This is a genomic window from Plebeiibacterium sediminum (assembly GCF_026013605.1).
GTDB classification, from domain to species: Bacteria; Bacteroidota; Bacteroidia; order Bacteroidales; family Marinilabiliaceae; genus Saccharicrinis; species Saccharicrinis sediminus.
Window position 1 is genome coordinate 1 of record NZ_JAPDPJ010000056.1, and the last position, 25901, is coordinate 25901.

Sequence of the window (25901 nt, forward strand, 5' to 3'; positions counted from 1 at the left end):
TTCGCATTAAACAGAAACAATTAAAAATATCGTGATATGAAACTTACAGTTAAAAACTACAAGGAAGCCACCAAAAATATTGACTTCAAAAAGTTGCCGGAAGCAGCACAGGAAGCACATAAAGAGTTCGATTCATTTGCCGATTTCTACAATGAGGACAAGGACATAAAAGAGATGCTTGATAATCATTTCAAAATCGTTGAACCTTACCTAAAGGATTCTGAAAAGAAAAGCTCTGCACCTAAGAAAGCACCAGCGAAGAAAAAGACTACCTCGTCACAAAAATCGACAAAAAATGTGACGAAGAAAGCTGCACCCAAAAGAACTGCCACAAAGAAAACGCCAGCACCTAAAAAAGCACAACGTAAACCTATTGAGGTTGATTTGATGCCATTGGAGATAAAAGTAATCAGACGTTATTTAAACTTCCACAATAAGAAGGTTACTGAACGTCAGGTATCGCTTTTGTATAAGGTGATTCAAAAGGCTGCTACCGAAAAGACCATCCGCAAAACAAGCAAGTACGCCTCTGAAATTAAAAGCATAAGCAATGACCTTATCAAGACTTACAAAGATATGAATGGTACTTGCAAGTTTGAAGTTCCGGATTCATTGTACACGAAGCTGAAAAAGATAGTGGATGACTATGGTGTTACTCCGGCAGTTGCATTGATTAAAAGGTTTATCAACCTGTATGGCAATATCACAAAGGCAAAAGCCCAACGCTTACTTACCACAGTTACAAATTCATTGAAAAATGGTAAGGTCAACAAGTCCGACAAGGAATTTGAACAGGTGAAAAACGTGCAAAAGCATTTGCATGATTATCTGGAGAGCGATAAACTGCTTGTTACCAATGTTCAGTTAAAAGGCTTACAAGGAATTGCCGGATTGGGAAAGTAAATGCCACTACTTCCATGCCCAAAAGTAGTGGCTCACAAAACAGGGCATTCAATCCCGGCACCACAAGAACCGCAGTCATTGCATCCGACCAGGTTGTTTTGGCAAACGACCTTGCCAAAATGAATTTTAAGACCATCTCAGTCAGGGGAAAGTTCGGCAAACTATTAGGTAAGCTGTATATCCCATTTTATATAATGATTTACGGCTCGCGCTTTCATGGCAAGAGTACCGTAGCCCTGATGTTTGCCGATGAATTGGTAAAACAGCATGGCTATAAAGTCCTATATGTAGCCAATGAAGAAGGTGCAAAAGGAACAATGCAAGAGAAAGTTGTAAGGCTTGGGATTAATAGCCCAATTGGAATTATCGAGGACTACAATCCGAAACTATTCCGGGATTACGATGTGGTATTTATCGATAGTACCCAAACAACGGATATTTCTCACGAGGAATTTAAAGAGCTGAAGAAACAGTTTCCGAACACCTCATTTGTAATCATCAATCAGGCAAACAGAGATGGCAGCTCCAAAGGCGGAACGAAGTGGGAGCATATTGTAGATGCCATTATGCACATCGAAAACCAGAGTGCAACGATGGAGAAAAATCGCTTTCCGGAGGGCAGCACAGAAACCATTAAAATCTTTTAGCATGGAAGAAATGACAATAAAATTCTATTGGCTTGTTATCGGTGCTTTTAGTTCGATAATCGTTGGTGTGGTTTCCTTCATCATCCGCAATGCCATTTCAAAGAATGCCACAAAAGAAACGGTGGATGCCAAAACCGATTTATTGGAAAAAGATATTCAGCACTTGACAAAGGAGCTTGCTTCATGCGAAAACAAGTTTACGGTACTGCATAAACGAATATCGGATTTAAGGGACAGCTCCAAGGAGATTTATGTGAGCAAGGAATTATTCCACCAAACCATTAAGCAGCTTAACGAGAAGCTCGATACCATATTAAAATTTGTAGAACGATGAGAAAGTTATTTGGAAAGGTAATCAATGCCGGAGCTGCGGAAACCTTAAAAGAAGGCACAAAACTAATTGATGAAATATTCACCACACAAGAAGAAAAGCTCCAGGGGAAAATGGAACTTTTTAAGATGGCGGTAGCAGACAGGAGTTCCGCCAGAGAGATGTATCAGAAGGACAGTTGGCTTCAAAAAGCCTTTGCAATCTTCTTCTTGCTTGCTTGGTGCAGTTTAACTTTCGTAATGCTGAACTACTTCATTTTCGATACCATTCAGCTTGATGATTGGCAAATAGCATTTGTAAGCAGTATCAACGGTGGAATATCCACCAAACTAAGCACCATTATTGACTTTCTTTTTGGTGGTGCAATATCAGGAGTTAACGATGTCAAACTTAAAAACAGACGTAAACAATGAAAACATTTGATGAGTTGTTTGATGGTGTAATCAAACACGAAGGCTATTATGCCAACGTTGATGGTGACCGAGGTGGTGAAACCTACATGGGGATTGCCCGGAATTTGCATCCCGATTGGGAAGGATGGCAATACATTGATGCCTACAAAGAAACCTATGGTGAAATACCTTGGAACTTTAAGATTGATGTTCCTCAATTAACACAACTTGTAAAGGATTTTTATCAGCAGACCTTTTACAAAAGGTTTAAAATTGATGAAATCTCCAATGGTTCACTACAAGAAATCATTTTTGACTGGTGTGTTAATAGTGGAGTATGGGGAGCCAGGGGCGTTCAACGTGTATTAAACCAATTCTTTGATGCCGACTTGAAAATGGATGGGATTATCGGTAAAATGACAATTGAAGCGATTGCAAATTGCCAACCAAAGGAACTATTTTGGGAAATCAAAAAAGCTCGAATCCGCTATTACCACAAGATTGCAAAAAAAGGTAAGAATCATTTGTTTTTGGAAGGTTGGTTAAAACGGATTGGGAAGATAAATTTTGAAGAATAAAAGCAATGAAGAATTCATATTATCATTGAAAAGGAATCCGCATAGAGGATTCCTTTTTTGTTATCAGTCTCTTTGTTTCAGAGATTTTAGACTATTTTTATAGGATTACAAATTTGCAGAAAAGCGAAATCAGTTACAGAATTAAGAATGGAAGACAATAAAATCCTACAAAATAAATTTTTAGAACTAGCTGTAATGAAAAGACTAAACTATGACAGTATTTCTAAAGAGTTAGGCATAGACAGAAAAGTATTTTCTCCTTGGTGGGATGAACTTGAAGAAGAAAGGAAGTACTTATCAATGATTCGTGATAAATGGCTGGCTAAATGCCCTGAATTAGATTTTTATGAGTTCAAGGATTGGTATGAAAACACGGACAAAAAGTGTTATTACTGTGAAATAACCGAAGATGACTTGGCAAAATTATGGCAAAATCATCCTGATTTAACCAAAAGGAATAGAGGACGAAAACTTGAAATAGAAAGGCTTGAACCTAATCTACCATATAGTGTTACTACCAACTTGGTTTTTTCTTGCTACTGGTGCAACAATGCAAAAACAGACACTTTCACACAGGATGAGTTTTTGAAAGTCGGAAAGGTTATTAAAGATATTTGGAAAAACAGGTTAAAATGATTGCAGACAATGAAACAAATAAGGTATTTCTATCAGGTAAATTAAAGGAGAATTATAAAAAGACCTGTGAAGAAATAGAATATGCACTAAGAGCTGTCAATGGCAATTATGGATTTTTACCGAATACTAATGATATTTGGGCTAGAGATTATATGCCTATTCAGGTATCAGGAAGCACATTTATAGAATACAGGTATGACCCTGATTATTTACAGGGAGCAACACCCAAAAGAAGAGGCATTAAAACATATCCAGATATTGTTTGTGATGCAATTGGGTTAAAAACTCAGAAGAGTGATTTGATTTTAGATGGAGGTAATGTCGTCAAATCTTCGAATGTAATTATTCTCACAGATAAAGCTCTCAAAGAGAACAAACCTAAATACAATAAAACTGAATTTATAAAAAATCTACATTCAACGTTTGAGGTTGAGAAGGTTGTTTTAATTCCTTGGGATAATGATTGTGAATTTGGTCACTCTGATGGAATGCTTCGTTTTATTGATAATGAAACTGTATTAGTTAGTGGTTTCTATGAACATGTTGACAATCAACTAAAGGAAGGTATAATAAACTCCTTAAAAAAAGCCAAGCTAAATATTGAATGGTTAAGGTGTGAGCAGAAAGAATCAGAAGATAATATTGCGTACATCAATTTTCTACAAACTAAAGACTACCTTTTCTTGCCTAAATTAAATACAGACCAAGACCAAACAGCGTTGGAGCAGATTAAATACTATTTCAAGGATTATTCAAAAAATAAAAGAATCTTTCAAATTAACATGACCGAAATAGTGAAATATGGAGGTGCATTGAACTGTATTTCTTGGACTATTAAAGAGTAAAAAAATGCAATTACAAGCGTCCATATAACTAATTGATTTCTTGTTAATCTAAACAATCATTATCACACAATTATTTCCCTACGAAAATGGCAAGACTAAATATTCACGGTAACATTATTTTAACTTTTGAATTTGAAGCATATGTAGATGTTTATTGGAAAGAACTCTCTGAATTTATTATTGAAAAATATGGAAATAAAGTTTTTGATGACAACAACGAAGTTGAAGCAATACTTTTAGACTCCTTTGATTTTTTTCTGAAAAAATTTCAATCATTAATTGAGGAAGAAAAGACCTTTTCATTCTTTTTATATACATTTTTTCTAAACGAACAGTCATGGGATTTTTTAATCAAAATACGCAGTGGTCATTCATTAGGAGAAGTAAATGAGAATGATTTTTCAATTTATCGAAGAGTGTTAAAATTAATTTTAGAACAAGGATGCGATATTGATTTAGCTTCGGGAGACTTTCCTACTGGAGCGCAAGTTTTAGAATTTGATGAAAAGATTCAAAAGTTATATTATTTAGGTAGCTGGATATATACATTTGCTGAACAGATTGCATATCAAAAGATGATTGGGAATGCGCATACAGTGGATTTTGATTCAGCAAAAATGATCGGTGTAGAATGGAAAAAACATTATGACAAAGTATATACAGAAATTATAAAGAGTGAAATCCCGGAAGATTACTCAAATGGCGTATACGATATTAATGCTGTGAGAGATTTAAAAACGGCATTAAATTCTTGTTTTAATATAGAATATGATGAAGCAATCTCCATTATTTTTCAGGTTAAGCGTCATTTTAGTAATTCAGACCTTCAAACAATTGAACCATATGTTCTTCCTATCAATCTAGCATATATTAGAGGCATCGAAACCATTGATGCTGAAAACTTCTATAATGGAATGTCAATTTCGAGAACTAATAAACTTTCTTTGCAAGATGCAATTCTCAAACCTTATTCTACAGAAAGGTATATGTACAGACCTATTCTGATATATAATATTGATGGAGTAGAAAGAGCATTAATTGGAGAAGGTAAATTAACTGAATCTTTATATATTTTAGCTAATAATGCCATAAGTTGGAACACTATACCCAAAGATTGGAGACTGAACAAATGTATGGTAAGATTTATGAGTCGCAAAGGTAATGAGCATGATAAAATTTTAGAAGATAAAATAGAAGCTCTTCTTCTTAAAAACAAATATCGTTACTGTAGAAATATAAAATCCTTTAAAAGACCTAATCAAAACAACTTAAATATAGACAACCACCTTGCAGGAGAAATTGATTTCATCATTGTAAATGATAATGCAAGAAAAATATTTGTTGCAGATTCAAAATATAATAAGTCTAAATATGAGGCCGTAGGTTACCGATCTGATTATTCCAATTTCCTAAAATCATACGAACCTCAATTATCCAAAAAAGTTAATTGGATTAGAGAAAACAAAATTATACTTCAAGAACATTTGAAAATAATTTATAACCTTTCTGATTATAGCATTACAAGTTATGATGTTGAAGGTCTGTTTTTTATTAATACTCCTACTTTTTATATGTACAATGGTACTTACAAAGCAATTACCATTAACAAATTTGAAAGTTTTCTTTTGGGTGAATATACACTTCCGGTTCTGGAGTATCGAGATTGCACTGGGAAAGTAATTAATATACAACACCCATATTTTAAGGAATAACAAAAAACTCCCGAATGAAATAAATCAATCGGGAGTTTTTTTGTGCCCAGAGCGGGACTCGAACCCGCACGCCCTAACGAGCACTGGCCCCTCAAGCCAGCTTGTCTACCAATTTCAACATCTGGGCAGATGTCTATTCAAATTTATCTTTTTACAGAATGTTTCCGAATTGTTTCCGAATAAATTCCGTATTTTTGTTTTACGTTCTTTAAAAACCTAGTATTAATCAGCTATTGCAGCTCTTTAACACTAAATTTTCGTAAATGCCCCTCAACCGTGCCTGTCTACCAATTTCAGCACTTGGGCTAAATAAAAAAAGAGCGACTTACAGTATCACCCTTTGCTGTATTTTTGAAGAGCGAAAAACGGGGCTCGAACCCGCGACCCCGACCTTGGCAAGGTCGTGCTCTACCAACTGAGCTATTTTCGCAATTGCGAGTGCAAAAATATAAAAATATTCTATTGTTGTATATTTAACCTTGTAAAAAATTATTTTTTTCATTTTTTCAAATCGAAACCATATTTATAAAAACATTTTTCGCTTTATTGCGTAGAACAATGGCAACACTAAATATAATTCTAAAGAATGGCTAATTTTTTTAATACCTTATTTGGAAGCAAATTTCCAAATACTGAGAAATATGAGAACGAAATCAAGCAGTTAATTGAAGAGCTTGAACGTTTTAATAAAATTGAAGAATCTAAGGATCTAAATAGATATTATGAATTGGATACATTAGTTCATTCAGGAGATTTTGAACTTAAAGTATCGAAACTAAAAAAAGAAAGGTTTAAAGACACAGAAGCTTTTCATCAGTTCAAAAAGTTTAAGGAACACAAACGTTCATCCAACGTAAAAAAATACAATAAACTACTTAGTAAAGGTAAAACAGAAGAGGCTACTGAACTTGAAAACTCATCTGAAATTAAGACCTATTTGGAATTAAAAGCCTTTGTTGAATCCAAAGAGTTCATGGATATTAAAACTGAAATGAACGATAAAAACAGGTTTAAAAAGTCAAAAGAGTTTCAGTTAATCGAAGAATATAAAACATTATCTAAAACAGAAGATGTTGTTTGGTACCTTAAAACCAAAGATCACAATTCATTTAAAGAGATTGATAAATGGAATATGACTTTTGAAGATGATTTTAACGGAACCAAACTTGATGCTTCGAAATGGATTACAGGTTATTACTGGGGTAAAGCACTGATGAACGATAATTATGTGCAAGCCAATGAAAAACAGTTTTTCCAAGATTCGAACATTGAGTTAAGAGACAGTTGCGCCAGAATTATCACAAAAAATCAGGAATGTGCAGGTAAGATTTGGGATCCAACATTAGGTTTTGTTCCTAAACAATTTGATTTTACTTCGGGTTTAATAAGCACCGGCCAAAGTTTCAGACAACAATACGGTCGTTTTGAAGCTAAAATTAAGTACAGTCATACTGCACCAGTTAATCATACATTTTGGTTACTTGCAGAAAAGATCACTCCACAGGTTAACATATTAAAAACTCCGGATAAAGATAAAAACAAGATTGAAGCTGGAAACTTCTGGTCTAACGGACAAGAGATCAATCAAAGAGTTGAAAAACTTAAAATACCTGGAGCTTCAGATCAATTTTATATTTATTCATTAGAGTGGACTGAAGATAAAATGGAATGGAAAATTAACGGAGTAACGGTTCACACTCAAACTCAAAACATTCCTCAAACACCAATGTACGTAACATTAAGTTCGCATTTATTGAATGAACCAAAAGCTGAGAATCTGCCTGTTTCAATGGATATTGACTGGGTAAGATGTTATCAGCTTAATTAGCACAGCACATACAATTAACACACAAATTTATAGAAAGGCTGGTCTTAAACGTTTAGACAGCCTTTTTTTGTGCGATTATTTTATATTTTTGCCAAAAAATAAATCAATGGCAGGCACCGTATTTTTAGTACCTAATACACTTGGCGAAACAACCGTTGAAAGTGTAATTCCTTCTGAAGTATGCTTATTAATAAAGCAAATCAAATACTTTATTGTTGAAGATATCAGAACCACTCGTCGATTCCTTAAAAAAGTTGATAAAGAAATTGATATAGATGAACTAACTTTTTATGTTTTAAATAAACATACTACACCCCAGCAAAAAAGCAGCTTTTTAAACGTAGTTAAAAAAGGAGAGAATGTAGGCATTGTATCAGAGGCAGGAGTACCTGGTGTTGCTGATCCTGGTGCAGATATTGTTGCTATGGCCCATCAACAAAACTTTAAGGTGGTTCCTTTAGTTGGTCCATCCTCTATCCTGTTATCGTTAATGGCATCAGGAATGAACGGACAAAGCTTTGCCTTTCATGGTTATATTCCCATTAAAGCAGGCGACAGAGCTAAAGCCATTAAACATTTGGAAGGTATTTCAATCAGAGAAAAACAAACTCAGATTTTTATTGAAGCACCCTACAGAAACAATCACTTACTGAAAGATATTATTGCTAATTGTAATCCTAAAACCAAGGTTTGTGTAGCTTGTGATATAACTTTGGAATCAGAATACATTAAAACAAAAACAGTAGCTCAATGGAAAGGCAAGCTACCTGAGCTTCATAAAAAACCAACGATATTTTTAATACAAGGATAATTTAAAAAAGGCTTTTCGAGAAATTGAAAAGCCTTTTTTAGTATGTATCGATATATAAATCTTTTATTTATTGACGTTCCTGTATCTCCTTCCACATATGCGTTTCCAGAAAACTGGTTTCCACATGAGATTCCATTTCCATAAACATTTTAAACGGTACTGTAAAAGTTAATGTTTCCCTTGGTACAATAGTGCGCTTAGAGATATCAAAAAAGCCAATAATACCTTTAGGATTTTCTTGCTTGGCTTCTTCATAAGCATAAAGAATTGATTGACATGCAGCTCCGAATGGTGCCATAACACTTTGATTGGTTCCTTTGTTATAATCAGCCATTACTACCAAAGCAGACAACTGATCCGCATTTGTAAAAAACACAATTAGTTCCGGTTTATCTTCATCAGTAAGCATCTCCCATGGTTTAAATAACACAAATTTTGTTGATACATCAGTCATAGGCAAAGAATCAACCCATTTCCTTGCTTGCTCTGGATTTTTATAAAAGCGTTCTCCTTCTTCCATAATTGCACCGGCAGAACCCATTTGAGCAGCCATCTGCTTATCTCCAGTGGAAAGCAGACTATCTATGGGGAATCTTCCATAACAATCACCAAAACCCAATCCAACGCCTCCTCCAGGACACCCGTATGTTTTACGATCAAAATAAGCCAGACTATTTTTTTTACTAGCGGCAACCAACATAGCTGCTACACATCCAAACATATTCCCTTCTTTAAAATGAAGTCCTTTTTCTAGCTTTTCATCTGTATGTATAATTGCCACAGGTTGCATTTGCAATTTTAATGCGTCGATTAGTTTACTATCCATATCTTAAGATCCTCCTAAATTATTTTAAATCAATTCATATAGCCTTATAAAGTTACATTTTTTTAAATGGATAGAAAATGAAAACACATTAACTGATAAGAATAAAATAAACAACGCTTTGCAGTGTGCTATATCACCCCCTATTTCTGAATAAAACACGACATATCAAGCAAATAATGACTGGATATTAGCAATTAAAAGGCTGTAATACTAAAGAAAAAAGGCTTCAGTTGAAGCTGAAGCCTTGTATAGGTTTATTTTAATCAGTATTAATTTTTCCAGGCATCATTTTGTTCTATTTCCGAATTATTCTCCAATTCACTCTCCGGAATTGGATAATACTGAAACTTAGGAGTATAATTATTATATCCTTCTACCTGTTTTGCGGCAATGGTTGATTGTAAGGTTTCCCATCTTCTTAAGTCATAAAAATGTAAACCTTCTCGTGCAAATTCGAGGTTTCTCTGGTGCATGATTTCCTGCATCATCTCAGTACTATTCCAGTTGGCCATGGTAACACTTAAATCAGCGAGATTGGCACGTGATCTTATTCTTTGAACCAATGGTGCTGCCATATTGATTTGATCTTTCATGGTATAAGCCTCAGCAAGCATTAGTAATACATCTGCATATCTCATCCCTTTTTCATTAAGCTCAGATTTCCAATCTCCTTCATTCTCATTCCACCAATTCTGATTTTTCCTAAGCCATATTGCATCAGCTCCGAAACTTGGTAAAAACTCTTTTTGATAAAATACACAACCAGGATAATTCCAAGCTAGTGTTGCTAAGGCTCTGGGATCAAAATCACCATCTACAGTGGACTCTTTTAAGTACTCATCTAACAGAACCTGAGTAGGGAATAATTCAAACCAACCACCTACTTCGCCAGGCGCACATTCCTGAGCAATAAAAGTAGATCGTGACTTGTTTGCCGGATTGCTTGTCCAAATATCAGGACCTCCTAACAAACTATACTGAAGTTCAAAAACAGACTCCTTATTATTCTCATTTTCTAAAGTAAAATTGTCTGCAAAGTTCTCCATCAAGCCATAGCCGTATTCACTTTCTTTAGAAACTAAATCAGCAAGTTCTGCGATTGCATTATCATAATCTTTTTGGTATAGATAAGCACGTCCTAGAAAGCCCATAGCAGCCCCCTTGGTAGCTCTTCCTACCATGCCTGCGGGCCATGTTGTAGGTAAATATTTTTTTGCTTCCTGTAAATCAGCTATTGCCTGAGCATAAACTTCTGCCTGAGTAGATTTCCCATTAAAATAATCCTCTTTTGTTGCAGCAAGTTCTGTAATAATTGGAACAGACCCAAAATCAATTGCAAGAATAAAATATTGTAGTCCCCTTACGAACAAGGCTTCCGCTACTAGTTCATTTCTCTTTTGATCTGTAATATCTTTAATTTGATCTGAATAGTTAATGATTTGGTTGCACCGGAATATACCAACATAGCATCCTTTATAAAAATTTGAACTTACACCATTACTAATGGTATTCTGAAAGGTTGATATATCATATCGATCCCTTACGTCATTTCTAATTTGAAAGTTTTCGGTACGACCTTCTTTAATTTCAAGAGCAACCACACCCCAATGGCCATTATAATCATCCACTAATGAATTATAAGCTGTAGCCAAACCTGCTTCTAAGTCAGCTTCTGTTTGCCAATAAGTACTTGACGTAATTTTATTTGGGTTCTCAAGTTCTAAAAATTCCTCAGAACAGGCCACCAAACCCATTATACTAATTATAAAAATTAAATATCTAGTTTTCATATGTTTCAGCTTTAAAAATTAAGTTGTAATCCAACATGATAAGAACGATTTAAAGGGTATACTCTAAAGTCAACACCTCTGGAACTTAAACCATTACCTCCTATATCCGGGTTATATCCGGAATAGTCTGAAATAGTGAATATATTATCCGCAGCCAGATATAATCTTGCAAAAGATATATAAGCCTTTTTAAGAAGATTCTCAGGAAGGGTATAGCCAATTTGTAATGTTTTCATCCTGAAATAAGATCCATTCTCAAGGAATCTATCACTGTTATCAATTCCATTGCCATTGGGATCTGCCATATCTAAACGTGGAAAATTTGAATCAGGATTAAAGGTATAGGAGTTTAGTGTAGCTTTTGAGTAGTTAGTATTTACTCTTACTGCCTCCAGATAAGTATTAAAACCATTATAAATCTTATTTCCTTTAGTGCCTTGGAAGAAAATTGCAAAATCAAAGCTCTTCCATTCTCCATCTAACCTAATACCATAACTAAAATCAGGGAAGGGACTACCACAGTAAACCCTGTCATTACCATCAATAATACCATCATCATTAGCATCCACAAAGCGAATATCTCCAGGAACGGCATTGGGTTGTATTAGTTGACCATTTTTATTATGTGCTGAAACTTCAGCTTCGGAACGAAATAATCCATCTGTTTTAATCAGGAAAAAAGAATAAAGCGGATATCCTTCTCTTGTATAAGTTACTGCTGAACCATGATGAGAGGCAGATCCCCCTGATATTACTTGAGAACCGGTACTTAAAGCTAATACTTCATTTTTAATTGCTGAAAGTGATCCGGTTACTGAGTATTTAAAATCCCCCAATTGTCCTTTGTAGTTAACTTCCAGTTCGAAACCTTTATTGGATATTTTTCCTGCATTTGCATAAGGATCATTAGAAACTCCTAAAGAAAGAGGTATAGGTACTCTTAATAATACATCCGAAGTTTTCTTATTAAAATAATCCATAGTGAAATTCAATTTTCCAGACCAGAAACTAACATCAAGACCTAAATTGGATGTTTTTGTCGACTCCCATTTAAGATCTCTTGCTTCATACTCTGTTTGAATATTTCCAACCCATAAACTAGCAGGATTACCCACTGAATAACCTATCGCAGAAGTAATTAATCCCATATATTGATAATCTCCAATTTCCTGATTACCCAAAACTCCATAACTCGCTCTAAGTTTTAGTGTAGAGATTTGAGTGTCTAAATTGCTAAAGAATCCTTCATTTGAAATATTCCAGGCCCCCGAAATAGAAGGAAAATCTCCCCATCTGTTTTTATCGCTAAATCTCGAAGATCCATCACGACGATAAGTCGCTGTTAGAATATATTTATTATCAAACGAGTAAATTACCCTTCCAAGATATGATAGAAGTGTATTTTCATTTTCATAACCTGCGGAGTTGGCGTCGTCAGTTCCCGCATCGAGTACATAGATACCATCAGGCATTGTTTTTTTAGATCCCGATATTTGTCTATACAAATAATCGTATGAGGTATGACCAACAACAGCATTAACAGAGTGCTTACCAAATTCGTTATTATAAGAAACTGTTTGTTCTATCTGAGTGTATTTTGATAGCCCACTTGATTCGTTTAAACTGGTTTTCTCATTTCTAAAGATATTACCTACAACATATCTTGGAATATAGTCATATCCTTTTGTTTCATTAATAGTAGCTCCTCCACTTATTTTATATTTAAGACCTTTAATAATTTCATATTCGGCATAAACGTTAGCTAAAAATTTATAGTAGGTATTGGTGTTATGTCGAAGGCTTAATCCAGCCACTGGATTAAAAACATCCATTACTGGTCCGGAAGCTCCAGAGAAACCGCCGATGGCATTCTCATCATAAATTTTAAATGCAGGAATCATCATTGTAGCAGCAGAAATAGCAGAACCACCCTGTCCCCCTAATTCAGGTAAATTCCTGGTATCCTCTTGTGAGAATACAACTGTTTCACCAATTTTTAGTTTTCCTTTGGTTAATTCAGTCTTAACTCTCAAACTTACTCTTTCGTAATTTGATGTTTTTACAATACCTTCTTTATCGAGATATCCTAATGAGACACTGTATTTGGCCTTGTCGGATCCACCACTGGCTTCGATGTTATAATTCTGAACCTTTGCTTTTCTATAGATTTCATCCTGCCAATCTATTCCTTCACCAGACACCTCTGGATTTGAGGTAAGATCCAAACGTGCCATACCCCCTGCATCTCTGGCAGCATTATTAACTTTGATCCATTCATCGGCATTTAGCAGGTCTAGTTTTTTTCCTAATTGCTGAACACCATAATCTGCATTCACATTAATTTTTATTTCCCCTTTTTTCCCTGATTTTGTAGTAACAAGGATAACTCCATTAGAAGCTCTGGAACCATATATAGCAGCGGCTGAGGCATCTTTAAGTACCTGAATAGATTCAATATCAGATGGATTCAAATTATTCATTGAACTAACGGACATTCCATCAACAATAATTAAAGGGTTTACATTATTAATAGATCCCGCTCCTCTAATTTGGATGCGTACTCCTGAACTTGGGTCACCTCCTGCTGATTCAACAGATACACCAGCAATTTTACCTTGTATAGCACCGCCTACGTTTGTATTAATATTTTGATCTAGAGCTTCAGCCTTAACAATACCCACAGAACCTGTCAAATCTGTTTTTTTTACCGTACCATAACCAATGGCAACAACCTCTTCTATACCGGTGGTTTCCATCTCCATAGTTACATTAATAACTGTTTGATTATTAATAGTTATTTCTTGTGGTACCATACCTACAAATGAGAAAACAAGTATATCAGAAGTATTTACATTATTAAGTTCAAATTCTCCATCTATATTTGTGATAGTTCCAAGCGTGGTTTCTTTAACAAGAACGGTTACACCGGGTAATGGTTGGCCGGTATCATCCAAAACTTTACCTTTTACCGAACGCTCTTGCTGATATTCTCCGGGAGAAATTGCAATATAAGTTTCAGTATCACCAAAACTTAAATTCTCATTATGAGACACCAATGTATTTTCAATTGGAGCAGCAAACAAATAAATATGAGATATTAGCGATAAAGCAATGCTAATACACATAATTCGAATTGATTTTGAAATTAAAGTCATATTTATGACCTTTTCATTTTTCTTCATAAAAAGCTTTTTTAGGGTGATTAATTCTCATATATCATGCGATAAATGATTTTAAGGGATTGTTTTTACATAAACTGTATTTTATTTTTAATTATTACATTAATCATCTGATATACTTTTAGTTATTTCACCTACTAAAAGAACACAGCTCTGAAATCAATTTTTACAAAATATTTCACGATTTTAAAAGGAAGTTGCCATTATCAACAAACTCATTAAATGATTTTAATGCTTTTGCTACTAAGAACTTATTTGTATGGTAATGCTCTCTTGAACATGAGTTGCTAAAAAGCTCCTGTTTTAATTGACTTGGTAACATGTAATTCATATATGTAAGACTTGTTATATCCAAATTAGTAAAAAACTTAAACTAATTATACTTTTTATTACATTTTTATTAACCTTTATTTTATTTTATTAACACTTTATTGAGTGTTTAATATTTTACAATTCACAACTATTTGTACTTCAGAGAAATTCATCAGAGATAATTGATCATGGCAAATATTCAAGTATACTTTGTTGGATTTCGATTTATTGAGATTTACAACTGTAAGTATTATCTGATTCATTTCAGCAATATGTTTCATTGTTTAAGATCCTTGAGTAAGCATTCTATTAATATAGATTTTATTTTAATGAGAAGTAATTTTTGATTCTATCGTCTGAAACCACACTATACCCTTAATACATTTGAACCCACTAAATACTCAATAACAGCAACATAACAACTCTTGATGTAAAAAACATGACGCAATGTTGAGTTTTTGTCTATTACAATTTCTCTGGATAAAGCTAATTAAGGTGTTTCTTTCCACTCTTAGATACAAAAAGAAGTATTTACCATAAAATGATTCTTTAAACTATCTACATCCTTAAAACAATAATTTAAAATCTATTATGAAACACGGTATCTTATTTAGGCGAATTACTTCATTTTTAATGTTGTATTGTACAGCCGCTCTCATGATGAGCAATGCTCAAAATCTTCCATTTCAAATTGAAAATCGTTCCATATTCCCAAATGACCAGGTATATATAGCCTTATTGGGCAGAGTTGGAGATCAAAGTGTGTGGCTTGATGTAACAAATGGTGAAATACATCCTATTAACACTAGTTATAACACCATTCAGGGACCTGATTTTGGCAGTCCTGGTGCCGGAGGTAATCATATGTATGCAGATTGTTTCAGGAAACTTAGTGATATTCCCAATAGTACTATTGACCTTCCTAAAATTGCCAGTGTTCGCATATTTATGTCGTTTAACGAACAGCTTTATCTTTACTTTTTTGAGGATGGTGGTTACTCCGGTCCTGACCTGGCAAATGAAACAGATCCTAATCAGGATATTCGATTTGAAATTATTGAGCTCACCTATAATGATATTGGTATCTGGGCCAATACAACCCGGGTTGACTATTACCAATATCCTATGGGACTTGAAGTTTGGGGTAATAATGGTTTTTACAAAAAAGTAGGAGAAGTTTTAACCCACGAAGAAATAATAAATGCATGGAAGTCCAGAGTTCCTCAAAAATTTCAGGTTTGTCTAGATGATGAAAAAGAAATTATTCATCAACCCTCTAAACTGCCAGAATTTAAAGAAGGAGGAATTTATTATGATTATTTCGACAGCTATGTAGATGAGATTTGGAATCGTTACATGAACGAAGACTTAATTATTGGTATTGGCGATGCTGGTAGCTGGGTTGGTAGAGTGGATGCTGATGGTGAAACCTTTCGTTTTGAAAGTGCATCAGATGGAAGAAAGGCAATTGTAGAAGCCAGGCCTAACACTCAGGAAATATTTGAAGGAAAAGGTGTTTTAGCTCACGATGTACCAGAAACACCAACAGCGGACGATCTGGATGTACAAAAGCATTTTTGTGCAGCTTTTACCAGAGGAGTTATTGATCCCAATGCCAATTCAGGTACAGGTAACGATTGGTCGAATGAAGCTGATTTCTTTCAGCAAAACACATTTAATGAATATGTTAAATTCTGGCATTCTAAAGATATAAGCTATGAGGGTGAAACCTATGCTTTTTGCTACGATGATGTATTTGACTACTCTTCAACAATACATACAACTGTACCTACCTTAGCTAAAATAACAATTGGAGGTTTTGCTGGTCAGCCCTCATTGGTTATCGACAGGATTGAAATAACCCCGGAATCCATTACACTAAATTCCGGTGATACGCAACAATTTTCAGCTAAAGCTTATGACGCTGAAGGTACTGAAGTTCAAACCTCCTTTAACTGGAGTGATAATGCTCCTAATGGTTTATTTACCGCTTATAGTGGAGGAAACTATACCGTAAATGTAAGTGCCAATGGAATATTAGGATCAAGTGAAATAACTGTCATCGGTTCTGCTGATGATAATCTGGCTTTACAAAAAAACGTGGTTGTATCTTCTACGGAGGGACAAAACCTTGGTTCCAATGCCGTTGATGGAGATGAAAATACCAGATGGTCAAGTGAATTTAGTGATCCTCAATGGTTGTATGTTGATTTGGGACAATCCTGCAATATTGATCGTATTGTTATTGTTTGGGAAACAGCCAGAGCCAGGGATTATGAAATACAAGTTTCTGATGATGCCTCATCGTGGCAAACAATAAGAACTGTAACTGAAAACCTTAGTGAAAGAAATGAAGAAAGTAACCTTAATACTACAGGCAGATACCTACGTATCTATGGAACAGCTCGTGCAACTGGTTATGGATATTCTATCAAAGAACTGGAAATTTATAGTAAAGATCCGAATCAGGAAGAGGAAGACCCTGGTGAAGAAGATCATTCTCTACAATACTTTATGCATATTGAAGCAGAAGATTACGTAGATATGTCAGGTATTGGTATTGAGAATTGCACTGAAGGTGGACAAAACCTTGCCTATATTGATGCCAACGATTGGATGGAATATAAGGTTAGTGTTCCTTATGATGGACAATATAATTTTGATGCCCGAATTTCTTGTGCTGTTACAGAAGGGGCAACTTTAGAAATACTGGAAGACAATATTGTAGTGGGTAGTATGAGCGTAACACAAACTGGCGGTTGGCAAAACTGGAATACTTTTACAACAACAGTTAACCTGACAGAAGGAACACATACCTTACGTATTAAGGTTTTATCAGGAGGCTGGAATGTGAATTGGTATGAATTATCAAACAATGCAACCGGACCGCTATATATCCCATTACACATTGAATATTGTCAGTATTTAAGGCTGGGCTTCTCTCCTACCGATGAAAAGAATATGTCGGAACTCATTACTCAAAATATATCCAGAGATACCTGTATATTTTACAATGAAGGCAGTTCAATAACTATTAATCTGGTAGAAAAACGAAGAACTGAAGACATCCGTTTTTATACATTTAACAACGGAAACAGAAAAGACACCATTAAAAGCGAGCTAAATGGATCATTGAGTGTTACAGCCTATAAAGGCATGGAAATATATGCGGATTTTATTGAATTAGGCCCTACCATGTATGATCCTGTAGCTGATGCCGGGAATAATATGGATTACGATCTGGAGAACGGAGATTGTTTTACACTGAACGGAACGCCTAGCTTTGATCCTGATGGAGGTTTAATTCAGACCTATAGCTGGATTCAGATTTCAGGGCCCAATACGGTCAGCATGTCAAATACAGAAGGAGTAACCAATCGCATTTGCGATTTAATGAAGGGAGTGTATGAATTTGAACTAACAGTAACAGATGATGAAGGTGCCACAGGTTCTGATATCATTATTTTAAACGTTATTCAGGAAGAAGCTGATTTTACATTAATTACACCACTGAACAATGCGATGCTATCGGAATCCAGAAGGCCTGAATTTACTTGGGATAATGTTGCTGGAGCTACACGCTATGACATTTATATAAATGTTAGCAAAGACAATTATGACTGGTATGCATCTGGAAACTTATTAGACAGATACACCAAAGTTGGTGAAACAACTACCAATAGTTTTACAATACCTTATGATCTGACTGATCGCTGGACTTATAAGTGGTATGTTCAAGCTATTACAGGTGATGAAGTTTTAGAATCAAACAAACAGCAGTTTGGAGTTTATATTCCATCCTTTGAACAAGAGGATGATGGCGTAAATACCAGCAATGGTTACCGTGACATGAATAAAAATGGCACCATGGAGCCCTTTGAAAACTGGAGACTTACCCCTGAAGAAAGATTGGAAGACCTGATGAGCAGATTACCTCTTGAAGAAAAATTCAAGCAATCATTTTATGGAGGAGGTAATGATCCTAAGGATGGTTTTAATTTTAGTTATGGTGTAGAACACATCATGAAAGCAGAACAGAAGTCAGCAGCTGCAACAACATGGGGAATACCTATGGCTCATGCCGGCGACAAAATACATGGCTGGAAAACCATCTACCCTACTCAGCTTGGTCTGGCAGCAACTCGCAATCCTAATATTGCCTACCAATGCGGAAATATGCAACGTATTGAGCATAAATCCTTTGGATTTGCGGGTACTTTAACACCATTAGCCGAGGTAGATACTAAAGTTTTATATCCTCGTTTCCAAGAAGGTAACGGAGAAAATGCTGAAGAAGCTTCTGCCATTATCCGAGCCCTTGTTTGCGGTATGCAGGGAGGGCCTGAAATTAATCCACATTCAATGCTTGTTACTGTAAAACACTGGCCAAGTCAGGGAGCAGGAGGCGAAGGACCAACCCAATATGATGGCAGGACAATCGGATATCATATGAAACCCTGGTATGCAATGGTTGAAGCAAATGCAGCCTCTGTTATGCCTGGTTATAGCACTAGTCCATTTCTTGATCCTAGTCTTGCAGGTTCTAACTCAAGTAAACCTATCATTGATTATTTGAGAGACGTTATAGGATTTAAAGGCTTTATTGTTACTGACTGGCTGGCAGCAACTACAGCACAATCTATAGAAAGCATGAGTGCCGGAATTGATGTTCTGGGAGGTGCTCCATCTTCATTAAGCAATGTGGAGGAGTTGGTGGCAGCTATTGGCCTGCCTCGTTTGGAACAAGCTTGTCGTAGAGTACTTGACATGAAGATTCGTTTAGGTCTGTTCGAAAATCCCTATGGCGATCCTACAGCTACATGGACTAACGAAGAACATCATGATATAGCTTTGAATGCCGCGCGTAAATCCATTACTTTGCTTAAAAACGATGGTATTCTTCCATTAACCCTTCATGCAGATGAAAAAATTGGTGTAGCAGGTCCGAGAGCTACATGGGATGGTCAAAACTCAGACCCGAACGTAATATGGCAATCTATATATTACGAAAATCCTCAGGCGATGAACTATGTTGAAGCTTTTAACCAAAGAGCATCGAACAATGGAATTACTGTAATTAGCGGACAAGGAATTACACCTGATGTTGCTGTGGCAGTGATTGGTGAACAAGCCTACACGCATGGTACAGAATGGGATGATAAAAATCCAAACATCCCTGAAGAACAAATGGATATTATCAGAGATTTTGCCAATCGCAATATTCCTGTTGTTACTGTGGTTATTTCACCGAGACCATATGTTTTAACTGAAGTTAGTGAGCTTTCATCTGCTGTAATGTTGGTATATCGTGGAGGAAACGGGATCGCACAGGCCACTGCAGAATTATGTTTTGGGGATTATAATCCTTCCGGTAAATTACCTTTCCAGTTACCTCGATCTCAGGATCAGATAGGTACAGACGATTTAAACAATCAGGTGGAGCATTGGGAATTGCCTTATGATATTGGGGCTACCGAAGAGGAACGTGCAGAAATCATCGATTTAATGGCCAATGATTTACCTATTGAGCCTATTTATGGTGATCCTTTATTTCAATATGGTTTTGGGTTAGATAGCTTTACAAAGCTATCAACAAGCACTAGAGATGACAATTATACTTCAGATGAGATATTCGTATATCCTAATCCTGTGTTGGATTATATATACATCAAACTAAATACTGAAGATGAAACACGTGTAGAAATATATGCTCTGTCAGGTCAATTAATAAAATCCACAACTATAGAAAATTCAAAAAATGTAAGCATCAATGTTTCAGATCTGAACACCGGTTATTATTTGTTAAAAATAAAAAATGGAGAAAGTTCTGCTATAACCAAATTTATAAAAGAATAATAGAACACTAAAAATTAATATTAAACAATAAAGGGTGCTCATTAGGTTATTAACCTTAAAATGAGCACCCTTCTTTTTTATAACTTAAATGATCTTATTTCAATCCAAATATTTAGGAAGACTGATATAGAATACAGCACCTCCACCTGGTACATTTTTAACAGAAACCTCACCATTATGTATGTTAACAGCATGCTTTACAATGGCTAATCCCAATCCTGTACCTCCCATTTTTCTTGAACGGCCTGAATCAACACGATAGAAACGTTCAAAAATACGTGATAAATGTTCCTCTGGAATTCCAACCCCATTATCAGTTATTGAGAAATGGTAAAACTCGTCATCCTCATGATACTGATCTATTTTGATTGTAATTTTTTCACCAGCATAGTTTAACGAATTCTCAATAAGATTTTGGAAAACCGATACAACTAAAGATGGATTTGCCTTAACTGCAATATCTTTTTTGATATTAATCTCCAATATCGCCTCTTGTCTTTGAATTTGTTCCTGTAAATTTTCTAATACATCATTGACGACAGCATTTACATCAACTTTTTCAAATTCATAATTACTACCAGCTTCTTCAATTTTATTTAATACAACAATATCTTCTATTAAATTGGTTAGACGGAAAGATTGCTGATAAGCTTTTTCGATAAAATATTTCTTTTTTTCTTCATTTACATCCGGATTGTTAAGAATAGTTTCTAAATAACCTCTAACCGAAGATACCGGAGTCTTAAGTTCATGAGCAATATTTGATGTCATTTGCTGCTTAAGCAATCTGCGTTTTTCAAGCTTAGTAATATCGCTAATCAATAATTCAAAACTTCTATCCTGAAATACAATACACTTAATTTCAAAATAGTAGCCGTTTTTCTCAATTGTAAATTCCTTTTTAGGAAGCGCATTGGGGTTTATAATCGTCTTTTTCTTATCTACATGTTTCTTTATAAATTTCTGTAAATCCATAAGATCTTCTATTTCAAAAACATGCTCAGGGTTAATCGACGATTTTTCTGCCAATAAATTTAAATATTGTACAAAACATGTGTTGGTGAGTATTACTGATTTATCAGGACCAAAAAACCCAACTCCCTCATTTAAAACCAACAGATGTTTTATTAACTTCTCTTTCTCAAGGCTCAATGCATCTTTGGCTTCAGTAAGCTTTTTATACATTGAAATAATTTGTTTGCTGATTACTCCCAACTCATTTTGAGGGAATTCATAATCACCAATTACTGCCTCATTTTGACGTACCTTAACAGCAAAATCCTTAAGTTTAGTGATACTTTCGCTCATTTTTTTAGTAACAAACGATAATATTAACCACGACACCACAAACAAAAATCCAATAAAGACCATAAACAGAGGTTCTGCTTTTAAGAAGTTCTGAATTTTGATGTCATAAACAACTGCAGTTCTGATAAAATAATTATCGTAGTTATGAGCATAGTAATAAAAGTCCTGTCCTGTAGTTGCAGACTTTCTAATATTGGAACCTACACCATCATCTGCGTATTTTGCTTTTTGAATCTCCGGACGTTGAAGATGGTTTTCCATGGTTTCAAAATCATCCACAAAACTATCAAACAATACTTTTCCCGAAGGATCAACAACAGTTACTCTTGTTTCTTCACTGGGAACAACTTTAAGTAACGAATCTATTAATAGTACATTATCATTCTTAATAATCTCATTATCCTTAATAAAATTATTCGTAAGATCTGATATTATATCTAATTTACTCTCCAACTGAGCAATTCTGAATTGCTTTTCTCTTTGATACTGAAAGGCAATAAACGATGCTGTAATTACAAATATGATTGAAAAATAGTAAACGAATAATTTTCTTTTGTAATTAAAATTAAATAACATAGACCAGGTTTATTTTAATTATTAAACTTCAAAATAATATCCCAAACCGGGCCGGTTTTTGAGATATTCTCCATAATGTTTTATTTTTTTTCTTAAGCGTGTAATATTAACATCCACAGTACGATCTGAAACAATGACATCATCGCCCCATATTTTTAATAATATTTCATCACGAGAGAAAACCTTATTTCGGTTCTCAAAAAACAACTTAAGAATTTCAAACTCCTTACGAGTCAATTCAATACGATCGTCAATAATGGTAAGATCTTTTTTATCCAGATTCAACACCATATTTTCAACCTTGATCACACTTTTTTCTTCAGAGTCAATGGCCGACGTATTGCGCCGTAAAACAACTTTAACCCGTGCAATCAACTCTTTTAATGAGTATGGCTTAGATATGTAATCGTCAGCGCCCAAATTAAAGCCGGTTAATAAATCATTCTCTGTACTTTTTGCGGTCAGAAATATAACCGGAACTTCCACTTTTAATTCTTTTCTTATGGTATCAATAAGCTTAAATCCCGACATTTTTCCCATCATCACATCAAGTAATAACAGATCAAATGATTTAATATCCTTTAGTAGTGCTTCTTCTGCAGAAAAAGCTACTTCTGTTTCATAACCTTCGCTCTCAAGGTTAAACTGTAAAATTTCACAAAGATCTTCCTCGTCGTCAACAATTAATATTCGTTTACTTTCCTGTGTCATATTATTTTGGAGTTTGCACGAATATACGAGAAATTCAAAACTTTTTAATCCTCGTTTAATTTCTGATGACGAATATCCTTACCTTCCTGTGCAAATATTGATGCTTCGGCAATATGACCGGCATGATCACCAATACGTTCAATTTTTGATATAACTGTTTTAAAATTAATGAGATTAAGAAGTATATCTCTGGCTTCATTTTGAAGCTTTGTTTTTTTGATACCTTTCTTCATTAATTTTTTATTCATTTCATCCAGAATCTCATCATTTTTGATGGTCCAGATTGCAGAATCACGATCATCGTTGATAAATGATAACAGCGATTTTTCTACCATGCTGGTACTCGAAGTCACCATATTATATATCACATCAGATAGCTCTTCATACAGTTTCGAATCTTCAATTTTGCGGATATAGTAGATTACATTTTCAATTAAATCTCCTATCCGTTCCATATTAATAACAATTCTGTAACAAGCCATTAATCTGCGCAATTCAGAAGCTACGGGTTGATGAAGTACAATAGTGCTAATAATCTGCTCACTGATTTTTACTTCAAACTTATTTAATTTCTTTTCGGTGGTTTTAATGTTTTTAATTTCTCCATCCGAAATATTATTATCGCCTTTTTGAGTAATATTTTCCAATTCACTCAATTGCTTCATCATTAAATCGCAATATTCTTTAAATGAATCTTCTATATCTTGTAATGCTTTATCTTTTTGTAACATTTTAGTGTTTTTAGGGATTTACAATTATTTCATAATCGCTAACCATGTTGTTTTTACCTCTTCTATTATGATATTAAAACCATTTTAGTAAAACGAGAAAGACTATATATCAACCAAACTTTCCGGTTAAGTACTCTTCTGTTTTCTTATCGCGAGGATTTGTAAACATCATTTTTGTTTTACCATATTCAACTAAATCTCCTAAATACATAAACATGGAGTATTCAGAAATACGAGCGGCCTGCGACATGTTATGAGTAACTAAAACTATGGTATAGTTTTCTTTTAGTTTAACCAATAAATCTTCAACTTTGGATGTTGCTATAGGATCAAGTGCAGATGTGGGTTCATCCAAAAGAATTACTTCAGGCTGAAATGCAATTGATCTGGCAATACATAATCGCTGCTGTTGTCCTCCTGATAAAAAAGTACCTTTTTTATGCAATGAATCTTTTACTTCGTTCCATAAAGCCACATCTGTTAATGATCTTTCTACAATATCATCCCTTTGACTTTTTTTAATTCGGATACCATTTAGTTTATAACCTGCAATTACATTATCGTAAATACTCATAGTTGGAAATGGATTGGGACGTTGAAAAACCATTCCAATTTTTCTACGCAGTTGAATGGTATCCATTTTCATAATATTATCACCATTCAAATATATATTACCTTCTGTTCTGATATCCGGATAGAGTTCATGCATACGGTTTATCGCTCTTAGCATTGTACTCTTACCACATCCTGATGGTCCCATGATAGCTGTGATTGCATTTTTTTTAATGGTAACATTCACATCTTTTACGGCATATTTATCAGCCTTATTATAGGCAATAGATAAGTTTTCTACCTTCAGAACAGGGTTTTCTATAATATCTATATTTTTGCTCATTTGCTTTTTTATTCCTAGTTAAAAGTCGAAAGTCTCTGTTTAAATGTTTTAAATTAAAAAGAATAATCTTACTCTCTCAACACCATTTTTCTTTCCACTTTTACACATTACTACTATTCATTCTTTGCAGCATTATTGTTTCGCTGCAATTCTTTTGGATATAATATTCAGAGTCAGTACAAATCCCATTAAAAATAAAGATGAACTCCAGATTAAATCAACCATATTCGGATCATTATAAAAATCCCAGATCAGTAATGGTACTGCACTGGTTGGAGCTGTAACATCCCAGTTGATCATTGGATTACCAAGAGTAGTAAGCATTAATGGTGCTGTTTCTCCAAGGATTCTTGAAATTGCTAAAAGAATTCCCGTTGATAATCCACTGATACCAGATGGAATTAAGACTTTTAAAATCACTTTATAATACGGAACTCCTAAAGCTAAACCAGCTTCTTTTAAAGTTCCGGGAATCATCTTCATCGTTTCCTCTGTTGATCTTATTATTAGTGGTAACATCATTATAGCCAGAGCCACACTACCTGCTAAAGCAGAATATCCCTGTGTAACATTTTTCACCACCCATAAATATGCAATCAAACCCAATACAATTGAAGGAACTCCTTGTAAAATATCTGATAAACTACGAATTAAATTAGCATATCTCTTGCCTTGATTTTCAAAAAGAAACAAACCAATTAATATACCTACAGGTATAGCGATTATAGCCGATAAAAACACAATAAGAAATGTTCCTAAAATACCGTTTACTATACCTCCGGGTATAACTTCGCCACTGGCTACTGCCGTCATGGCTTCAAATGTACTCGGTGTAATTTCTGTAAAAAAAGACAAGTTTATTTGCGAAACGCCTTTCCAAACCAGTTTACCAATAATTAATACAATAGGAGAAATAGTTATAATTGAAACGATGATTACCCCCCATAAAAATGCTTTATCCTTTAATGCCCGGAAGGCACTATTTTTAGTTAGTTCTATTGGTGTATTTATATTTTCCATAATGATTACAACAT

The 25901-nt window shown here is 34.6% G+C and carries 20 protein-coding genes and 2 tRNA genes; 11 read left to right on the top strand and 11 right to left on the bottom strand.

From position 1 onward, the window contains the following. Positions 1–36 precede the first annotated feature (36 nt). From OM075_RS18745 to OM075_RS18780, 8 genes are all read left to right on the top strand, one after another. Positions 37–903, top strand: coding sequence for a hypothetical protein (locus OM075_RS18745; RefSeq protein WP_301192077.1), 867 nt, complete (start codon positions 37–39; stop codon positions 901–903). A gap of 14 nt (positions 904–917) precedes the next feature. Beyond that, a complete protein-coding gene (locus OM075_RS18750) occupies positions 918–1550 on the top strand; it encodes a P-loop NTPase family protein (RefSeq protein WP_301192078.1) in 633 nt (210 codons plus the stop codon). Position 1551: 1 nt separating this feature from the next. Beyond that, positions 1552–1884: a hypothetical protein gene (locus OM075_RS18755; RefSeq protein WP_301192079.1), complete on the top strand. Its 333-nt coding sequence runs from the start codon at positions 1552–1554 to the stop codon at positions 1882–1884. Then, positions 1881–2294: a hypothetical protein gene (locus OM075_RS18760; RefSeq protein WP_301192080.1), complete on the top strand. Its 414-nt coding sequence runs from the start codon at positions 1881–1883 to the stop codon at positions 2292–2294. The genes OM075_RS18755 and OM075_RS18760 overlap by 4 nt, the downstream gene beginning before the upstream one ends. Further along, a complete protein-coding gene (locus OM075_RS18765) occupies positions 2291–2851 on the top strand; it encodes a glycoside hydrolase family 108 protein (protein ID WP_301192081.1) in 561 nt (186 codons plus the stop codon). Before OM075_RS18760 ends, OM075_RS18765 begins: the two co-directional genes overlap by 4 nt. Before the next feature lie 195 nt (positions 2852–3046). Beyond that, a complete protein-coding gene (locus OM075_RS18770) occupies positions 3047–3487 on the top strand; it encodes a hypothetical protein (RefSeq protein ID WP_301192082.1) in 441 nt (146 codons plus the stop codon). Then, positions 3484–4332 (top strand): agmatine deiminase family protein, encoded by an 849-nt coding sequence (locus OM075_RS18775; protein WP_301192083.1) that lies wholly within the window; start codon positions 3484–3486, stop codon positions 4330–4332. The genes OM075_RS18770 and OM075_RS18775 overlap by 4 nt, the downstream gene beginning before the upstream one ends. A gap of 86 nt (positions 4333–4418) precedes the next feature. Beyond that, positions 4419–6044, top strand: coding sequence for a hypothetical protein (locus tag OM075_RS18780; protein WP_301192084.1), 1626 nt, complete (start codon positions 4419–4421; stop codon positions 6042–6044). Positions 6045–6087: 43 nt separating this feature from the next. Here OM075_RS18780 and OM075_RS18785 read toward each other — a convergent pair. Both OM075_RS18785 and OM075_RS18790 read right to left on the bottom strand, forming a co-directional pair. Continuing rightward, a tRNA-Leu gene (locus OM075_RS18785) sits at positions 6088–6171 on the bottom strand. 230 nt (positions 6172–6401) lie between these two features. After that, a tRNA-Gly gene (locus tag OM075_RS18790) sits at positions 6402–6474 on the bottom strand. Positions 6475–6630: 156 nt separating this feature from the next. Between OM075_RS18790 and OM075_RS18795 the strand changes: the two genes are divergently transcribed. Together OM075_RS18795 and OM075_RS18800 are read left to right on the top strand one after the other, a co-directional pair. Beyond that, positions 6631–7872, top strand: coding sequence for a glycoside hydrolase family 16 protein (locus OM075_RS18795; protein WP_301192085.1), 1242 nt, complete (start codon positions 6631–6633; stop codon positions 7870–7872). 106 nt (positions 7873–7978) lie between these two features. Continuing rightward, positions 7979–8683, top strand: a complete 705-nt coding sequence (locus tag OM075_RS18800; RefSeq protein WP_301192086.1) for an SAM-dependent methyltransferase — start codon at positions 7979–7981, stop codon at positions 8681–8683. A 67-nt stretch (positions 8684–8750) separates the two neighbouring features. Here the strand turns inward: OM075_RS18800 and OM075_RS18805 are convergent, their stop codons facing one another. From OM075_RS18805 to OM075_RS18820, 4 genes are all read right to left on the bottom strand, one after another. Beyond that, positions 8751–9509 (bottom strand): DUF169 domain-containing protein, encoded by a 759-nt coding sequence (locus tag OM075_RS18805; RefSeq protein WP_301192087.1) that lies wholly within the window; start codon positions 9507–9509, stop codon positions 8751–8753. Positions 9510–9778: 269 nt separating this feature from the next. Continuing rightward, on the bottom strand, positions 9779–11299 hold the full coding sequence (locus OM075_RS18810) for a RagB/SusD family nutrient uptake outer membrane protein (RefSeq protein ID WP_301192088.1): 1521 nt from the start codon (positions 11297–11299) through the stop codon (positions 9779–9781). A gap of 11 nt (positions 11300–11310) precedes the next feature. Continuing rightward, positions 11311–14481 carry a SusC/RagA family TonB-linked outer membrane protein gene (locus tag OM075_RS18815; RefSeq protein ID WP_301192089.1) on the bottom strand — a complete coding sequence of 1057 codons (3171 nt, stop codon included), beginning with the start codon at positions 14479–14481 and terminating at the stop codon, positions 11311–11313. Between the two features lie 175 nt (positions 14482–14656). Then, positions 14657–14809 (bottom strand): hypothetical protein, encoded by a 153-nt coding sequence (locus tag OM075_RS18820; protein WP_301192090.1) that lies wholly within the window; start codon positions 14807–14809, stop codon positions 14657–14659. A 572-nt stretch (positions 14810–15381) separates the two neighbouring features. Here OM075_RS18820 and OM075_RS18825 point away from each other — a divergent pair. Then, positions 15382–20646 carry a beta-1,3-glucanase family protein gene (locus OM075_RS18825; RefSeq protein ID WP_301192091.1) on the top strand — a complete coding sequence of 1755 codons (5265 nt, stop codon included), beginning with the start codon at positions 15382–15384 and terminating at the stop codon, positions 20644–20646. Between the two features lie 99 nt (positions 20647–20745). On the opposite strand, the gene phoR is transcribed toward OM075_RS18825, so the two are convergent. The 5 genes from phoR to pstA all read right to left on the bottom strand — a co-directional run bounded on the left by phoR (position 20746) and on the right by pstA (position 25887). Beyond that, on the bottom strand, positions 20746–22530 hold the full coding sequence (phoR, locus tag OM075_RS18830) for a sensor histidine kinase (protein WP_301192092.1): 1785 nt from the start codon (positions 22528–22530) through the stop codon (positions 20746–20748). A gap of 21 nt (positions 22531–22551) precedes the next feature. After that, positions 22552–23241: a two-component system response regulator PhoB gene (gene phoB, locus OM075_RS18835; RefSeq protein ID WP_301192093.1), complete on the bottom strand. Its 690-nt coding sequence runs from the start codon at positions 23239–23241 to the stop codon at positions 22552–22554. Between the two features lie 44 nt (positions 23242–23285). Then, entirely contained in the window at positions 23286–23972 is a 687-nt protein-coding gene (locus tag OM075_RS18840) for a phosphate signaling complex PhoU family protein (protein ID WP_301192094.1), read from the bottom strand. Positions 23973–24081: 109 nt separating this feature from the next. Then, a complete protein-coding gene (gene pstB, locus OM075_RS18845; protein WP_301192095.1) occupies positions 24082–24867 on the bottom strand; it encodes a phosphate ABC transporter ATP-binding protein PstB in 786 nt (261 codons plus the stop codon). 132 nt (positions 24868–24999) lie between these two features. After that, the gene (pstA, locus tag OM075_RS18850) at positions 25000–25887 is read right to left on the bottom strand and encodes a phosphate ABC transporter permease PstA (protein ID WP_301192096.1); all 888 of its coding nucleotides are present in this window, start codon (positions 25885–25887) and stop codon (positions 25000–25002) included. Positions 25888–25901: the final 14 nt, after the last annotated feature.

Bases quoted from the DNA above. Each gene is read 5' to 3' on its own strand.
- OM075_RS18750 (WP_301192078.1), top strand. From the start codon at position 918: ATGCCCAAAAGTAGTGGCTCACAAAACAGGGCATTCAATCCCGGCACC.
- OM075_RS18775 (WP_301192083.1), top strand. From the start codon at position 3,484: ATGATTGCAGACAATGAAACAAATAAGGTATTTCTATCAGGTAAATTA.
- phoB (WP_301192093.1), bottom strand. From the start codon at position 23,241: ATGACACAGGAAAGTAAACGAATATTAATTGTTGACGACGAGGAAGAT.
- OM075_RS18770 (WP_301192082.1), top strand. From the start codon at position 3,047: ATGAAAAGACTAAACTATGACAGTATTTCTAAAGAGTTAGGCATAGAC.
- OM075_RS18805 (WP_301192087.1), bottom strand. From the start codon at position 9,509: ATGGATAGTAAACTAATCGACGCATTAAAATTGCAAATGCAACCTGTG.
- phoR (WP_301192092.1), bottom strand. From the start codon at position 22,530: ATGTTATTTAATTTTAATTACAAAAGAAAATTATTCGTTTACTATTTT.
- OM075_RS18795 (WP_301192085.1), top strand. From the start codon at position 6,631: ATGGCTAATTTTTTTAATACCTTATTTGGAAGCAAATTTCCAAATACT.
- pstB (WP_301192095.1), bottom strand. From the start codon at position 24,867: ATGAGCAAAAATATAGATATTATAGAAAACCCTGTTCTGAAGGTAGAA.
- OM075_RS18825 (WP_301192091.1), top strand. From the start codon at position 15,382: ATGAAACACGGTATCTTATTTAGGCGAATTACTTCATTTTTAATGTTG.
- pstA (WP_301192096.1), bottom strand. From the start codon at position 25,887: ATGGAAAATATAAATACACCAATAGAACTAACTAAAAATAGTGCCTTC.
- OM075_RS18815 (WP_301192089.1), bottom strand. From the start codon at position 14,481: ATGAAGAAAAATGAAAAGGTCATAAATATGACTTTAATTTCAAAATCA.
- OM075_RS18755 (WP_301192079.1), top strand. From the start codon at position 1,552: ATGGAAGAAATGACAATAAAATTCTATTGGCTTGTTATCGGTGCTTTT.
- OM075_RS18810 (WP_301192088.1), bottom strand. From the start codon at position 11,299: ATGAAAACTAGATATTTAATTTTTATAATTAGTATAATGGGTTTGGTG.
- OM075_RS18820 (WP_301192090.1), bottom strand. From the start codon at position 14,809: ATGAATTACATGTTACCAAGTCAATTAAAACAGGAGCTTTTTAGCAAC.
- OM075_RS18800 (WP_301192086.1), top strand. From the start codon at position 7,979: ATGGCAGGCACCGTATTTTTAGTACCTAATACACTTGGCGAAACAACC.
- OM075_RS18840 (WP_301192094.1), bottom strand. From the start codon at position 23,972: ATGTTACAAAAAGATAAAGCATTACAAGATATAGAAGATTCATTTAAA.
- OM075_RS18765 (WP_301192081.1), top strand. From the start codon at position 2,291: ATGAAAACATTTGATGAGTTGTTTGATGGTGTAATCAAACACGAAGGC.
- OM075_RS18745 (WP_301192077.1), top strand. From the start codon at position 37: ATGAAACTTACAGTTAAAAACTACAAGGAAGCCACCAAAAATATTGAC.
- OM075_RS18760 (WP_301192080.1), top strand. From the start codon at position 1,881: ATGAGAAAGTTATTTGGAAAGGTAATCAATGCCGGAGCTGCGGAAACC.
- OM075_RS18780 (WP_301192084.1), top strand. From the start codon at position 4,419: ATGGCAAGACTAAATATTCACGGTAACATTATTTTAACTTTTGAATTT.